The organism is Pedobacter sp. WC2423, assembly GCF_040822065.1.
Taxonomy (GTDB): domain Bacteria; phylum Bacteroidota; class Bacteroidia; order Sphingobacteriales; family Sphingobacteriaceae; genus Pedobacter.
In genome coordinates this window covers 4,739,523-4,755,309 of sequence record NZ_CP162005.1, presented here as the reverse complement: position 1 = coordinate 4,755,309, position 15,787 = coordinate 4,739,523, and the positions used below count along the sequence as shown (strand labels likewise).

The following is a 15,787-nucleotide window of genomic DNA, read 5'->3' as shown; positions in this document are numbered from 1 at the left end:
TTAATTTACAAAAGGATAAATGACATTGACCAGGTAAAGGCCACAGGCAGGTACTGACTGCCCGGCATTACTCCGGTTTTTACTTCCTATAATTTCTTCCAGCTGCGCCAGGCTGATCTCTTTTTTTCCGATCAGGATCAGGGTACCAACAATTGCACGCACCATATTTCTCAGAAAACGATCAGCTGAGATCGTAAATATAAGACCACCCTCGATTTCACGAAAGTAAGCCTCTGTAATTTTACAATTATTTGTAGCCGTAGAGGTATTGGATTTACTAAAGCTGGTAAAATCTGTATAGTTCAGGAGCCGGGCAGCAGCAATATTCATAGCTTCAATATCCAGTTTACCTTTATATAACCAGGAACGGTTTAATTTAAAAGGGTCTTTATGAAAATGAAAATGATATTCATAAGATCTCGCTGTGGCATCAAAACGTGCGTGTGCGGTTGCTGAAACTTTAAAGATTCTTTTGATAGCAATCGGATAAGGCAGCAGAGAATTTATACTCCCAACAGCAATTGTAGCTGCTTCTTCTGTTACATTTTGTAAATCTGCATGTGCAAAGAATTTACTGGCGTGCACTCCGGCATCTGTTCTGCCACAGCCCAGTGTTTCTACAGGTTGCCTGAAGAAAACGGTTAATGCCCTGTCCAATTCCTGCTGAACGGTAATCGCGTTTGGCTGCGTCTGCCATCCATGGTAAGCTGTTCCATCGTAGGCTAATTCTATAAAAAAACGTTGTATATTCAATGTAATGCAAAAATACTTTTTTCCGCTTAACAAGACAGACGTTTAATGTCTTTTAATATATTTGTTGGAAATTATTAAATTGATATGATACAAAGGGTTCAATCCATCTGGTTATTTTTAGCAGCGCTTACGTTGTTTTTAGTATTAATTCTTCCTGTTTTAATTATACATGGCGCTCCGGGAGATTTAACATTCCAGATTGGTGGTATTTATGAGAAAGTAAATAATATCAGCCAGAAAACTGAATCCTTTACTGCGCTTTTCGGTGCAACAATCGCTGTTGGCCTGGTTTGCCTGGCAAACATCTTCACTTTCAAAAACAGAACGCTACAGAAACGGATTATCCTGCTGACGATGGTTTTAATTCTTGCTTTAGCAGCATGGGCAACAAGTTATGCAATGCAGATTCCCCGGATTTCTGAAGGATTTACGCTAAGTGCAGGCGCTTATTTACCTGTGCTTTCCCTGATTTTTTGTGCCCTTGCGATCAGAGGGATCAATAAGGATGATCAGTTAATACGCTCGGCAGATAGATTAAGATAGTCTTTTGATAAGTTAATTTTTTACTTAAAGATCAAATAACCTAACCATTAACAATCAAATTGTTAGACTTATAATTATTATTTGGTTATGTACCAAACAAATACCAAAAATTAAGCTTACCTTTGCGGCTTAATAAATAAAGTTAAAATGATAAACCCATTTAAATTATTGGGGATAAGTGATGACGTTGTTAATGCCGTAAAGGATTTAGGTTTCGAAAATCCAACACCTATTCAGGAGCAAGCTATTCCTGTGCTGTTAGAGGGCAATAATGATTTTGTTGGTTTGGCCCAAACAGGAACAGGAAAAACAGCAGCATTTGGTTTGCCGCTGATTGAACTGATTGACTTCAAGATGAATAAGCCTCAGGCTTTAATTCTATGCCCTACCCGGGAGCTTTGCTTGCAAATTGCCAGCGACATCAAAAATTACTCAAAAAATACGCCTGGTGCTAGTGTTGTTGCCGTTTACGGTGGCGCGAACATTGTGCAGCAATTGCGTGAAATTAGAAACGGTGTACAAGTAGTTGTAGCTACACCGGGTCGTATGTTAGACATTATCGGTCGTAAGGCTATAGATTTCAGTAGTGTGAAATATGTAGTTCTTGATGAGGCTGACGAAATGCTGAACATGGGCTTCCAGGAAGACATTAATGATATCTTGTCTACTACACCTGACGACAAAAAAACCTGGTTATTTTCAGCTACTATGCCTCCTGAGGTTAGAAGAATAGCTAAAAACTACATGGACAACCCTACTGAGTTGACTATGGGGACCAAAAACACTGGTAACGTAAATATTGAGCATGAGTACTATGTAGTACGTGCCAGAGATAAATATGCTGCCTTAAAACGTATTGTAGATTTCAACCCTGAAATTTTCGCAGTAGTTTTCTGTAAAACCAAAATGGATACGCAGGATGTTGCTGAGAACCTGATTAAGGACGGCTACAATGCTGATGCTTTGCATGGTGACTTATCACAACAACAACGTGATAAAGTTATGCAGCGCTTCCGTGACCGTAACATGCAGTTATTAATTGCTACTGATGTTGCTGCACGTGGTATCGATGTAAATAACGTAACTCACGTTGTTAACTATTCATTACCTGATGAAATTGAAAGTTATACCCACAGAAGTGGTCGTACAGGAAGAGCTGGTAAATCTGGTATTTCTATCTGTATTATCAATTCTAAAGAAACCGGAAAAATCCGTCAGATTGAAAGAATCATCGGTAAAGCATTTACTAAAGCTGAATTACCTACAGGATTTGATGTTTGCGAAAAACAACTTTTCTCATTGGTTCACAAAGTTCACAATGTTGAAGTAAATGAAGCACAAATTGAGCAGTACATCCCAAGAATCATGGATGAATTTGCTGAATTGAGCAAAGAAGAAGTGATCAAACGTTTTGCATCTTTAGAGTTTAACCGCTTTTTAGAGTATTACAAAAATGCACCGGATTTAAATGCAGCTGCTACTGATGAGCGTGGTGAACGTTCTGAGCGCGGTGCAAGAGGTGCTAGAAACAGTGATTTTACCCGTTTGTTTATCAACGTAGGTTCGGTAGATGAATTTACAAGAGGTGACTTATTATCTTTTGTTTGTAACAATGGTAAAATCAGTGGAAAAAACATTGGTAAAATTGACCTTAAAGGTGTGTATTCATTCTTTGAAGTTGAAAATGCTATTGTTGATTCATTGTTCGCAAATTTCAAAGACATCCAGTTCAATAACAGAAGTGTTAGAATTGAAAAATCTGGAGATGCTCCTGAAGGTGGTGAAAGAAGATCTGGTGGTGGAGAAAGAAGAAGCTATAGTGGTGGTGGCGACAGAAGAAGTTCTGGCGGTGGAGAAAGAAAGAGCTATGGTGGTGGTGAAAGAAAGAGTTATGGCGGTGGCGAAAGAAAAAGCTACGGTGGCGGTAATTCTGGCGGAAGCGGAAGACGTGAAGGTGGAAGCAGTGCTGGCGGTTTCAGAGATTTCTCTGGTAAACCACGCGAAGGTGGAAGCGGAACGGGCGAAAGAAGACGCAGATCTTAATCACAACCCAAATATAAAATTAAGCAGCCCGATTTATGAAGTGCCCCCAAAAAGTTAGACAAATTTAACTTTAAAAAATTAGGCTGCAAGAGTCCGGTATTGTACCGGACTTTTTGCATTTAGTTTCATTTTGATCCTGTCATTGTTGTAGTATTCAATATAACTTTTGATATCTGTTTTGAGTTCTTCGACTGATGTATATTTTTTCACGTAGAATAGTTCTGATTTTAGTATTCCGAAGAAGTTCTCCATTACCGCATTGTCCAGGCAGTTGCCTTTTCTGGACATGCTCTGTAGCACCCCCTTCTTTTCTAGCGCACGCTGATAGGATTTCATCTGATAGTGCCATCCCTGGTCGGAATGCAGTATTAGGCCGTTGAGGTCGGCATGTTTTTCAAATGCCATTTCTACCATTCTGCCGACCAGCCCGTAATTGGGCCGGACGTCTAGATGATAAGAAATGATCTCTGAATTGTAGAGATCGAGTATCGGGGAGAGATAGAGTTTCTGGCCTGCCACTGCAAATTCCGTAACATCAGTGACCCACTTTTGGTTCGGCAGCTCGGTTTTGAAACCTCGCCTCACCAGATCGGGCGCAATCCTTCCATGGTCTCCCTTATAGGATCGGTATCTTTTAGGCCTCAGTGTACATTTTAGCCCAAGTTCGCCCATAATCCTTGACACCGTTTTGTGGTTGATCGTACAGCCCTGTTGCTTGAGCGCTGCCGTTATCCGCCGATATCCATAACGCCCCCTGTGTCTGTGAAAGATATCGGAGATCAGCTTCCTGGCAGGTGCATACCTATCTTCTTTAGCATGTTTAAGGTGATAGTAGAACGTGCTCCGCGCCAGTTCAGAAGCAGACAATAATAGATGCAGGTCATAGGTATGCCTTAATTCTTCGACCGCTTTGGCTTTGGTTCGCGCGCTTTGGACTTTTCCTGTTGAATTAAGGCACTTAGCTTTTTTAGATATGCATTTTCTGCACGTAGGAACTCCAGCTCCTCCTGCAAAGCTGCCTGTGGATCTAATGGATCCTTCTTCTTTTTTATCCTGTTGTTATCTGGTGCCGACATATTCTTTGAACGGCCAACTTTGGTAGTTTCAAGACCTTCCTCGCCAAATTCACCATAGAGCTTCATCCAGTGGACGATGGTGCTGTCGCTGGGGATCCCGAAACATGTGGCCGCCTCGCTCAAAGATAAACGCTTTTTTATCACCGAAAGAACGCATGCAACCTTGAGTGCCTTGTCGTATATATTATTGCCCTGCTGATGGCTCAAGCTACCACGGTCCTCGTAATTCTTGACCAGACGGCGTAGGTATCGGTCGTTGATGCCATGCTTTCTGGAAAGTTCCCTTGATCCGATTGACCCGGAAACAACCTCCTTCACCAAAGCTTCCTTGAAGCTTAAACTAAACTTTGTTTTTCTATTCATAAAAATGCCCCCAATAAGTGTCTAACTTTTTGGGGGCACTTCATTTATCGGGCTGTTTTTTTTTGACCTTAATTTAGCCATAAGGAAATAAAAAAGTCTATGCTAACATGCCGACGGCGCTACTTGCCTGAAGGGGCAAGATAACGCAGTGCCGGCATGTTAGCATAGACTTTTTTATTTTTCATGGACAAACTAGTAGCCGAGGCCTTTATCGTTACCTCTTGGGTCTGCTCCTGTTTCCAGGGTTCCGTCAGATTTGATCAGGATGGCATCAACGCGTCCCATAGGGCTGCGTTCTGTTATTTTATAACCTTTATACTCTAATTTAATTCTTGTAGCGTCATCGATGGCGCCTTTCTCTGCAAAAACTTCATCAGGTAGCCACTGATGGTGGAATCTTGGGGCTGCAACTGCCTGCTGCATGGTTTTTCCGAATTCCAATACGTTAAGAATCGTCTGGAAAACTGAAGTGATAATGGTTGATCCGCCGGGTGTACCGACTACCATTCTTAGTTTTCCATCTTCTTCAATGATGGTAGGGGTCATTGAGCTCAGCATCCTTTTGCCGGGAACAATAGAATTTGCTTCTCCACCAACTAAACCGTACATGTTTGGGGTACCTGGTTTAACGGAGAAATCATCCATTTCATTGTTCATGATGAAGCCTCCACCATCAACAACAACAAGCGAGCCGTAAGAGCCATTTAAAGTCGTTGTCGCTGATACTGCATTACCCGCATTGTCTACGATGGAATAATGGGTAGTTTGCTCGCTTTCTTTTAAAGGAAAGGTACCGGGTTTGACCTCGGAGCTTGGGGTAGCTTTGTTAAAGCTGATCCCTTTAGTTCTTGAATTGATATATTCAGGATTTAACAGCGCTGTTTGAGGCACTTTAAAGAAATCCGGATCACCCAGATAGCTGGCACGGTCTGCATAGGCCCTGCGTTCTACTTCAACCATTAACTGAACGGTAGAATCTCTTTGAAAGCCCCACTTTTTTAAGGGGTAATTACTTACTTGTTTGAGCATCGTAATTAATGCAATACCACCACTGGATGGTGGAGGCATAGAGATTACTGTATAGTTTTTATATTTACCGGATACGGTTTTTCTCCATACGGACTGGTACTCTTTTAAGTCTTTTGTACTGATTACACCGCTGGTATTTTGCATAGAGGCTACAATTGCAGCTGCAACCGGCCCCTCGTAAAAGCCTTTTCTACCATTATCTCTGATGAGTTTCAACGTTTTTGCAAGTTGTGGTTGCCTCAATAAGTCACCGGTTTTCCATAAATCATTTTTAACAAAGGCTATTGGCTTATTGTTATATTTTAAAAACCTTTCTTTATGACTGTTTAATTCTGAGGCTTGCTGCGCAGTAATCTGGAATCCATTCTGTGCCAGATCTATGGCAGGCTGAATATCTTTTTTCCAGCTTAATTTACCATATTTATTATAGGCTTTAACCATCCCGTCAACTGTTCCGGGAATTCCTGATGCTAATGCACCATATAAGCTTTTATCTGTAATTGCATTACCCTGAGCATCCAGATACATATCTCTGGAAGCTTTTTCAGGAGCTTTTTCTCTATAATCAAGGGCGTCTGAATCTCCACCTTTACCTCTGTAAACCAGGAAACCACCGCCACCGATATTTCCAGCATTCGGATAAACTACTGCCAAAGCGAATTGTACGGCTATTGCCGCGTCAATTGCATTTCCACCGCGTTTAATGATCGCAACGCCAACCTTGGAGGCTTCGGGATGCGCAGTAACGACCGCAGCGTGCTTGAACTGGTTTAATTCCTGCCCGCTTGCGTTTGTTGTAAAGTAAACCAGGAGCCCCAGACAAAGAGGGATCAGCAACAGGTTTGATAATGATGTTTTTGGTTTCATGGTCAGCATAAATTATAAAAAAATCATGCCGGTAAGTTTGTTTCAGTTTAAACAGGTTAAAGGCTCACCGGTAGGAAAACGTATTAAATTTAAAGATAAAAAAGAGACAAAAAAAATCCGGATCGTCTGATCCGGATTGAAGTTATTTTAAGGTCTGACTTATTTGCCAGCTGGTTTGTCTTTGATTTGAGAAGCCTTAAGATAAACTTTAGCTCCTTTTTTATTGATGTAGTATTTACGGTTTTTTCCGTTGATATAAACATCCGAACCATCTGGTGCAACTTTACCTTTATAAGTTTTGTCTCCTACTTTTGAAACTCCTTTTACGGCTACTTCTGCTGTTTTATTACCAACCGATGAAGCTGTATGTTCGATTTTCTCCCCAACTGATTTCTTTTTTTCCTGCGCCTGAGTAGAAAGAGAAACTGTACCAATCAATGCCAGGGTTAATAAACCCACTAAATATTTCTTATTCATATTATAGATTTTTTAAGTTTTCCATTGGCAGCTATCCAGACTCTTCTTTATTCGACTGGTATATATACAACGGTATAACCTAAATAACAATCTGATAATTATATTGTTTTAATTTAATTGTTCAGTCAATAAAGCCATTTCAATTTGCGGAGAATGACGCTCATAAAGGATAGCATAAACTGCCCGGCAGATAGGCATCTCTACCTTGTATTTTTTGTTGATCACGTGCATACAGCTTGCCGCATAATAGCCTTCAGCAATCATGTTCATCTCTAATTGTGCAGATTTAACAGTATACCCTTTTCCTATCATATTACCGAATGTCCGGTTACGGCTAAATTGGGAATAGGCGGTAACCAACAGATCTCCCAGGTAAGCTGATTCTTTGATATCACGGCTAATTGGGTGTACGGCTTCAACAAACCGGTTGATTTCCCGGATCGCATTAGAAATTAAAACGGCCTGAAAGTTATCGCCATAACCTATTCCATGACAAATTCCGCTGGCTACTGCATAAATATTCTTTAGTACCGCAGCATATTCAGTACCGAAAATATCATCTGATATGTTGGTTTTGATATATCTTGTATTTAATAATCTGGAGAATTTACCTGCAGTTTCCAGGTTAATGGACGCTATGGTCAGGTAAGATAATTTTTCCAGCGCAACTTCTTCTGCATGACAGGGTCCGCTGATCACCAGGATATGATCTAAAGGAACATGGAATTTTTCATTCATAAATTCACCGATAATCTGATTTTCATCAGGGACGATTCCTTTAATGGCTGAAACTATTTTTTTACCCGCTAACATTTCCGGTGTAACCCCACTCAGGGATTCTTTAAGAAAGGCAGCCGGGACATTCAGAATAATATAATCTGCTTGTTTAATAATTTCACAAATATCATTAGATATATTATTTTCTGGTATTCTCAGCTCGACAGAGCTCAGGTATTTTGGATTGTGTTTGTATTGCTTCAGGTGTGCAATTGATGCGGTATCACGCAGCCACCAATAGATCTCTTTTTCGGTAAGATTATCTGAAAGCATCTTTATGACCGCAGTTGCCCAACTACCGCCACCAATCATTGCGACTCTTGGTATCATCATATATAAATAAAAAATCCCGGCTTAATGTTTTAAACCGGGACAAATTACTTAATTTATTGCGAACAGCCTGTCTTACTTTTTCTCAGATTTAGAAACTGACTGATCTTTAATGTCTTTTTCTACTTTCATTCCGTCTTTCAGCTTATTCTGAACGGTTGAGTACGGGCCACTTACAATTTCTGTTCCTTCTTTCAATCCACTTTTAATCTGGATATACTTATCGTCCTGAATACCGGTTGTTACTTCAACTTTTTTCACTTTACCATCAGCATACGTATATACATACTGTTTAATTGCTTTATCGTTCAGTTTGCTTTTCTGTTTGTCAGCATCAGGGTCTTCTGCTTTATCTCCACTACCTTCTTTACCAGCATCCTTTTTAAGGCCTTCCACAAATACGGCCATAATCGGAACCGACAAGCTTTTTACAGAAGAACTTTCAATATCAACTGTGGCTGATAAACCTGGTCTGAATGGAGAAGGCAAATCTTTTGCTCCGCCTTTAATTCCAGTATAAGAATCTGCCGAGATCCGAACCTTTACCACAAAGTTAGTCACCTGATCAACTGTTGTTGCTGCTACTGCAATATCTTTAGAAGAACTGGCTATTTCAGTAACCACGCCTTTAAACTTCTTGTCATCGAAAGCATCTACCTGAATGGCGGCATTGTCACCTACATTGACACGGTTAATATCATTTTCATTGACATCAACGTTTACTTCCATCGTGTTCAGGTTAGAAATACGCATTAATTCTGTACCTGCAAACTGAGCCGTTCCTAAAACCCTGTCTCCAAGTTCCACAGACAATTTAGAGATTACCCCATCAACTGGTGAAAAAACTGTGGCTTTTGCCAGGTTTGCACTCGCTTCCTGAACACCCGCACCCGTCTGTGCAAGATTATACTTAGCGGCAATCAGAGATTGTTTTGCACCGTCCAAATTCGTTTTGCCTGTCACATAAGCAGCTTTAGCTGCATCATATTCTGAAACTGAGATCACTTTCTTTTTAAACAGTTCTACGTTACGTTTGTAGATCGCTTCCTGATTGACAAAGTTAGCCTCTGATTGTTTCAGTTGCTGTGCTGCTGATCCAACAGAAGCTTTCTGTGCGCTATAAGTTGCACTGGCCCTGTCCAAACCAGATTTCAATACGTCTGGTCTGATTCTAAACAAAAGCTGACCTTTTTTAACAATATCACCTTCTTTAACGCGTAATTCGACAACCTCACCAGATACCTCAGAACTCACCTTAACTTCTGTTTCCGGTTTAATTTTACCACTTGCAGTAACAGTTTCAATAATGTTCCTGGTTTTTGTTTTTTCTATCGTAACTTTTTCAGCTTTATCACCGCCTATTACTCCGGTTACTTTACCGGCGATCAATAAGACAATAAGCGCTCCTACAGCGATGAGTATGTATTTTAGTTTCATTTCTATTTTATTTATGGATTGAGCTTAAAAGGTTATCTGTTTGCCTAAGTAATAATCTATAACTTTTGATTTGAACAGCAAGTCATATTTCGACTGAATAAAATCAACTTCTGCTTTATTTCTGTTTGTCCTTGAAGTGTTGTAATCTAATGAATTCACCAAACCTACTGCATAACGTTGTTCAATTACGTTAAAAGCATCCTTTTGAGCATTAAAAGTATTTTCGTTCGATTTATATCTGCTGTCAGCAGCTCTTAAATCGGCCACTGCCTGAGCAATTACTTTATTTAAATTGTTCTTGGCGAGCTGCTCACTGATTTTACTCGTTTCGTAAGAGATCTTTGCTCTTTTCACATTTGATCTCACTGTGTAACCATTGAAGATAGGAATGGATAGCGAAAAACCAACATTCTGATAAAAGTTATTGCTGATCTGATCGTTTAAATGCGGATCGGCAGGAAACCCAACTGTTCTTGTACCCAGGGTATAAGAATATCTGGATCCAAGCCCTGCGCCTACTGCAAGTTTCGGATAATAAGATCCTTTAGCTACATCTACTGCTTTTTCAGCAGCTTTTCTGTTTAATTCTGCCAGTTTGATATCCGGGAAAAAGGATAAGGAAGTATTATAAACATCATTGACATCATAAATTTTTTGTGCCTCTGCGATATCCTTAATAGTTGGTTTAACTACAGTATAATTCTGCGCATCAGGACGCATTTCCATCAATTGAGAAAGTGTCAGATACGAAATCGTCAGCTGGTTTTGTGCATTGGTTACATTCAGTTCGGCTGTAGCAGCCTGCGCTTTTGCCTGCGAAATATCTGCAAGCGTTTTATTTCCGGCTTCCAGTAAAGATTGTTCACGTCTTTGTGTTTCCTGTGCAACTAATAGTTGTTCCTGAGAAGCTTTTAATAAGTCGGTATTAAATACAACCTGAAAATAAGAAGTGACTACCTGTAAAACAAGGTCATTCTTAATTTTATCCAGGTTACTGTTACCAGCTTCCAGTAAAATTTTATTCTGACGGATCTGATTTACTTTACTGAACCCGGCAAACACATCTACCTGTGCGCTCAGGCTTCCGTCTCCGGAATAAAAATTCTGAGTGATTAACTGATTCGTTGCAGGATTCAAACTACGACCGTAATTCAATGTATTGTTTATAGTTCCGTTTAAGCTGGGGTAAAGCGCAGCTTTTGATTGTTCCAGATTTACTGCTGCCGTAGACACATTTAATGACGACTGCTTAATATTCAGGTTATTTTCCAGCATACGATCAATCGCATCCTGAATGGTCAGCGTCTCCTGCGCATGCAAGTTAGCAGACATACCTATCGTGACCAAACTAAAAGTAACAGCGAAGGTTAATTTTGAGAGCGTATTAGTAATAAACATTTTCATTGGTTTTGTATTTTTTTAAATAAACAACTTATCGATTTTATCAATTTCCTCACAACCATCTGTAATTGCTTACATTTGATTAATGTATCTGGTTAAATCACCCCTTTTATTAAAATGGTATTATCCATCCTTGGTCTGGAACAAAAGCCGGGCTGACAAAGTCGTCTATTTAACCTTTGACGACGGACCTGTACCTGTTGTTACAGACTTTGTTTTAAATACTTTAAAAAGTTTCAATTGCAAGGCGACTTTCTTCTGTATTGGTGACAATATAAACAAACATGCTGAAATTTTCGAACGCGTTAAAAATGAAGGCCATGCAATAGGAAACCATACCTTTAACCACTTAAAGGGCTGGAAAACTGAGGATAGCATTTATATTCAAAATTTCAAATCTTGTCAGCAGCTCACAAATACGCACCTGTTTCGTCCGCCTTACGGGAGAATAAAAAAATCTCAGATCAAAGCATTGCGCAAAATTAACCCACAGCTTAATATTATGATGTGGGATGTGCTGAGCGGAGACTTTGATGTGAACCTCTCTCCCGAAAACTGTTATGAGAACGTAATTAAAAACACCAGAAACGGGTCTATAATTGTATTCCATGACAGTCTTAAAGCTTTTGACAGGTTACAATTCGCTTTACCGGCCACCTTAAAATTTTTAACCGCCCGGGGTTATGAGTTCCATACGCTTTAATTTTCTGCAAGCATTACGAAGTTCAGGCCAAAAACAATATACCGGTAAAAAGACTTCCAGACAGCTATTTGAACTTTAGCCTTGACCAGGGTTGTCCGTAAACGGACGTTAGCGTCCGTTTACGGACAACCCTCAGCAGATTGAGTTAAAGGCAGAAGCAGCTATTTTATTTAGAACATGTATAAATAATATAATGAACCTACATAGGTTAGCCCCAGCCTGTTTTTTTTTGTAAATTCGCTACAAATAATTTAAATTATATTACCTTTTAACACATATTATCAATGGCTTTTGATATAGAAATGATCAAAAAGGTGTATGCAAACTTTGGTCCCCGAGTTGAGGCGGCCCGTAAATTAGTAGGCAGACCTTTAACACTCTCAGAAAAAATCTTATATACTCACCTTTGGGATGAAAAAACAAATACTTCTTATGTAAGGGGTACTGATTATGTAGATTTTGCTCCTGACCGTGTAGCTATGCAGGATGCAACTGCCCAAATGGCATTATTGCAATTTATGCAGGCTGGCAGACCGAAAGTTGCTGTGCCTTCAACGGTACATTGTGATCACCTGATCACTGCAAAATTAGGTGCAGAACAGGATCTTCCTGCGGCGAATACAGAAAGTAAAGAAGTTTTTGATTTCCTTGCTTCAGTATCCAATAAATACGGTATTGGTTTCTGGAAACCAGGTGCAGGTATTATTCACCAGGTTGTATTGGAAAACTATGCATTTCCAGGTGGAATGATGATCGGAACAGATTCTCACACGGTGAATGCCGGTGGTTTGGGTATGGTTGCGATTGGTGTTGGTGGTGCTGATGCTTGTGATGTAATGGCAGGTTTGCCATGGGAGCTTAAATTCCCTAAATTAATTGGTGTAAAATTAACGGGTAAATTAAGCGGCTGGTCTTCACCTAAAGACGTAATCTTAAAAGTGGCTGGTATTCTGACTGTAAAAGGTGGTACTGGTGCTATTGTTGAATATTTTGGTGAAGGTGCAACGAATATGAGCTGTACTGGTAAAGGTACCATTTGTAATATGGGTGCTGAAATCGGTGCAACAACTTCAACTTTTGGTTATGATGAGAGCATGGAACGTTATTTACGTGCTACAAACAGAGCTGATGTTGCTGATGCTGCCAACGCTGTTAAAGAACATTTAACTGGTGATGCTGAAGTTTATGCAGACCCTGCTAAATATTTTGATCAGGTTATTGAAATTGACTTATCTACACTTGAGCCTTATCTGAACGGTCCGTTTACTCCGGATTTAGCGACTCCTATTTCAAAAATGAAAGAAGTTGCTTTGGCTAACGGATGGCCGATGAAAATCGATGTAGGTCTGATCGGATCTTGTACAAACTCTTCATACGAAGATATTTCAAGAGCAGTAAGTGTAGCGAAACAAGTTGCAGAAAAAGGCTTGACAGCTAAATCTGAATATTGTATCAATCCTGGATCTGAGCAAATCCGTTTCACCATACAACGTGATGGATTTATGGATGTATTCAAACAAATAGGTGCTAAAGTATTTACAAATGCCTGCGGACCTTGTATTGGAATGTGGGACAGGGTAGGTTCGGAGAAACAAGAGAAAAACACAATCGTTCACTCTTTCAACCGTAACTTCGCTAAACGTGCTGATGGTAACCCGAATACTTTTGCTTTTGTTGGTTCTCCGGAACTGGTTACTGCTTTAGCTATCGCTGGTGACTTAAGCTTCAATCCATTGACTGATACTTTAACCAATGCAAATGGTGAGCAGGTAAAATTGGATGAGCCTACAGGATTTGAATTGCCTCCAAGAGGTTTTGCTGTTGATGACGCAGGTTATCAGGAACCAGCAGCTGATGGAAGTGGTGTTCAGATCTTAGTTTCTCCAAGTTCTCACAGGTTGCAATTGCTTGATCCTTTTACTCCATGGGAAGGTACAGACCTTACTGGTTTAAGATTACTGATCAAAGCAAAAGGAAAATGTACAACTGACCATATTTCTATGGCTGGCCCATGGTTAAAATTCCGTGGTCACCTGGACAATATCTCTAATAACATGCTGATCGGTGCAGTGAATTACTTCAACGATAAAACTGATACCGTTAAAAATTTATTAACGGGCGAATATGGTCCTGTCCCGGCAACACAACGTGCTTATAAAGCAGATCATATCGGAACTATCGTGGTTGGTGATGAAAACTACGGTGAAGGTTCTTCACGTGAGCATGCGGCAATGGAGCCCCGTCACCTTGGTGTTCGTGCTGTATTGGTTAAATCTTTTGCACGTATTCATGAAACTAACTTGAAAAAACAGGGAATGTTAGGTTTAACATTTGCAAACAAGGAAGATTATGATAAAATCCGTGAGGATGATGTAATTGACATCACAGGCTTAACAACTTTCACTCCTGATGTACCTTTAACCCTGGTGTTAAACCATGCAGATGGCACAAAAGAAGAATTCAAAGTTAATCATAGTTATAATGCACAGCAGATCGACTGGTTCAAAGCCGGTGGTGCATTAAATATTATTCGTAAGCAAGTAGCTCAATAATACGTTATAACTAAAAAAAAACTCCCGTCTTATGGCGGGAGTTTTTTTTTAAAGTTATTTTGCCAGAAATTCCTGCCACCAGTACCCTGATGATTTGATGGTTCTTTGCTGCGTTTTAAAATCGTTATGGACTAGACCGAACCTGGCATTAAAACCTTCTGCCCATTCAAAATTATCGAGCAGTGTCCAGGCCATATAGCCGGTAATGTTGATCCCCTCCTTTTTCGCTCTGAGTACAGCCAGCAGATATAGCCTGAAGTATTCAATTCTTTCAGTATCATCTATTGCACCTCCTGTCAGTTTATCATTGAAGGCAGCACCATTTTCCGTGATCACCAGGTTTTTGACTGAAGGATAAGACGCAAATTGTTTGATGATATTATAGAAACTATCACCGTTAATTTCCCAGCCCATAGCAGTATGCGGTTTCTTCCTGTTTTTCGCCTTTACTTCCCAGGCCTGTACAACCGGGATAAATGCATTGTATTTTATAGTGAGCGGGAAATAGTTTTGTAATCCAATAAAATCAAAGTCAAATGTGAGACGTTCGGTATGCCTCCAGGTAGAATGTGAGATGGCGAATTTCTCCATGACTTCCCAATCTTGTCCCGGATAGCCCATTCCTAATGCAGGCTCTATAAATAAACGGTTCATCAGGCAATCTACCCTGGAGGCCGCCAGAATATCAGCATCGCTCTGTGTATACGGTATGATCTCTGAACAGGAATAAGTAGTTCCGATATTTGCACCAGAAACTTCTGCACGCAAGATCCGCCCTCCGTCTGCCTGTGCAATGGCGGTATGATGTACAGCAGAGAAAAAGTTAGTGAGCCCCGTTTTTCCGGGCGCATGTACTCCAAGCATGTATCCCAGTGAAGTAAAACCAAAAGGTTCATTCAGTACAATCCAGTTTTTCACTTTATCTCCGTAAGTCCGGGCGCACAGCGTAACAAAAGCATTAAATGCCATATTGATGCTAAATGCTGTCCATCCGCCTTCTTCTTCTAAAGCTTCGGGCAAATCCCAGTGATAAAGGGTAATGAAAGGTGTAATCCCTTGTTCCAGACATTCATCTATTACCTGATGGTAGAACCTGATCCCCTCCTCATTCACCATCCCTTTGCCAAAAGGAAAAATTCTTGGCCAGGAGATAGAAAAGCGAAATACAGAGAATCCAAGCAATTTAACCAGTGCAATATCTTCGTTATAGCGATGATAAAAATCACAGGCCATGGCTGGATTATGCCCTTTCTTGATTTTACCGGATCTTCTGGAAAAGGTATCCCATATAGAAGGCCCTTTACCATACATATCTGCGGCACCTTCAATTTGTAAAGCGGCAGTAGCCACGCCCCACGAAAAATCATCACCAAAATCGGATGCTTTAATCATATCTGAATTCTATAACAGGCAATATGAGAATTTGATGTTAACTT

At 40.2% G+C, this 15,787-nt stretch carries 13 protein-coding genes; 4 read left to right on the top strand and 9 right to left on the bottom strand.

Features of this window, described 5'->3' with window-relative positions; translation table 11 throughout:
• Positions 1–753 (bottom strand): tRNA pseudouridine(38-40) synthase TruA, encoded by a 753-nt coding sequence (gene truA / locus AB3G38_RS19825; protein WP_367865487.1) that lies wholly within the window; start codon positions 751–753, stop codon positions 1–3.
• A gap of 84 nt (positions 754–837) precedes the next feature.
• Here truA and AB3G38_RS19820 point away from each other — a divergent pair, with 84 nt between their 5' ends.
• Together AB3G38_RS19820 and AB3G38_RS19815 are read left to right on the top strand one after the other, a co-directional pair.
• Complete coding sequence (locus AB3G38_RS19820) at positions 838–1,296, top strand: DUF4293 domain-containing protein (RefSeq protein WP_367865486.1); 459 nt, start codon at positions 838–840, stop codon at positions 1,294–1,296.
• A gap of 147 nt (positions 1,297–1,443) precedes the next feature.
• Positions 1,444–3,339, top strand: a complete 1,896-nt coding sequence (locus tag AB3G38_RS19815; protein ID WP_367865485.1) for a DEAD/DEAH box helicase — start codon at positions 1,444–1,446, stop codon at positions 3,337–3,339.
• 78 nt (positions 3,340–3,417) lie between these two features.
• Here AB3G38_RS19815 and AB3G38_RS19810 read toward each other — a convergent pair whose 3' ends face one another.
• From AB3G38_RS19810 to AB3G38_RS19780, 7 genes are all read right to left on the bottom strand, one after another.
• Positions 3,418–4,314 carry an IS3 family transposase gene (locus AB3G38_RS19810; protein WP_367868740.1) on the bottom strand — a complete coding sequence of 299 codons (897 nt, stop codon included), beginning with the start codon at positions 4,312–4,314 and terminating at the stop codon, positions 3,418–3,420.
• Complete coding sequence (locus tag AB3G38_RS19805) at positions 4,233–4,778, bottom strand: transposase (protein ID WP_367865484.1); 546 nt, start codon at positions 4,776–4,778, stop codon at positions 4,233–4,235. Before AB3G38_RS19805 ends, AB3G38_RS19810 begins: the two co-directional genes overlap by 82 nt.
• 192 nt (positions 4,779–4,970) lie before the next feature.
• On the bottom strand, positions 4,971–6,674 hold the full coding sequence (gene ggt, locus AB3G38_RS19800) for a gamma-glutamyltransferase (RefSeq protein ID WP_367865483.1): 1,704 nt from the start codon (positions 6,672–6,674) through the stop codon (positions 4,971–4,973).
• A gap of 159 nt (positions 6,675–6,833) precedes the next feature.
• Positions 6,834–7,151, bottom strand: a complete 318-nt coding sequence (locus tag AB3G38_RS19795) for a hypothetical protein (protein ID WP_367865482.1) — start codon at positions 7,149–7,151, stop codon at positions 6,834–6,836.
• A 108-nt stretch (positions 7,152–7,259) separates the two neighbouring features.
• Positions 7,260–8,261 carry an NAD(P)H-dependent glycerol-3-phosphate dehydrogenase gene (locus tag AB3G38_RS19790; RefSeq protein WP_367865481.1) on the bottom strand — a complete coding sequence of 334 codons (1,002 nt, stop codon included), beginning with the start codon at positions 8,259–8,261 and terminating at the stop codon, positions 7,260–7,262.
• A gap of 72 nt (positions 8,262–8,333) precedes the next feature.
• Positions 8,334–9,695 carry an efflux RND transporter periplasmic adaptor subunit gene (locus AB3G38_RS19785; RefSeq protein ID WP_367865480.1) on the bottom strand — a complete coding sequence of 454 codons (1,362 nt, stop codon included), beginning with the start codon at positions 9,693–9,695 and terminating at the stop codon, positions 8,334–8,336.
• 24 nt (positions 9,696–9,719) lie between these two features.
• Positions 9,720–11,099: a TolC family protein gene (locus AB3G38_RS19780; RefSeq protein WP_367865479.1), complete on the bottom strand. Its 1,380-nt coding sequence runs from the start codon at positions 11,097–11,099 to the stop codon at positions 9,720–9,722.
• A gap of 82 nt (positions 11,100–11,181) precedes the next feature.
• Between AB3G38_RS19780 and AB3G38_RS19775 the strand changes: the two genes are divergently transcribed.
• Both AB3G38_RS19775 and AB3G38_RS19770 read left to right on the top strand, forming a co-directional pair.
• Complete coding sequence (locus AB3G38_RS19775; protein WP_367865478.1) at positions 11,182–11,799, top strand: polysaccharide deacetylase family protein; 618 nt, start codon at positions 11,182–11,184, stop codon at positions 11,797–11,799.
• A gap of 284 nt (positions 11,800–12,083) precedes the next feature.
• The gene (locus AB3G38_RS19770) at positions 12,084–14,351 is read left to right on the top strand and encodes an aconitate hydratase (RefSeq protein ID WP_367865477.1); all 2,268 of its coding nucleotides are present in this window, start codon (positions 12,084–12,086) and stop codon (positions 14,349–14,351) included.
• 54 nt (positions 14,352–14,405) lie between these two features.
• Here the strand turns inward: AB3G38_RS19770 and AB3G38_RS19765 are convergent, their stop codons facing one another.
• Complete coding sequence (locus AB3G38_RS19765) at positions 14,406–15,743, bottom strand: GH1 family beta-glucosidase (protein WP_367865476.1); 1,338 nt, start codon at positions 15,741–15,743, stop codon at positions 14,406–14,408.
• Between the last annotated feature and the right edge of the window lie 44 nt (positions 15,744–15,787).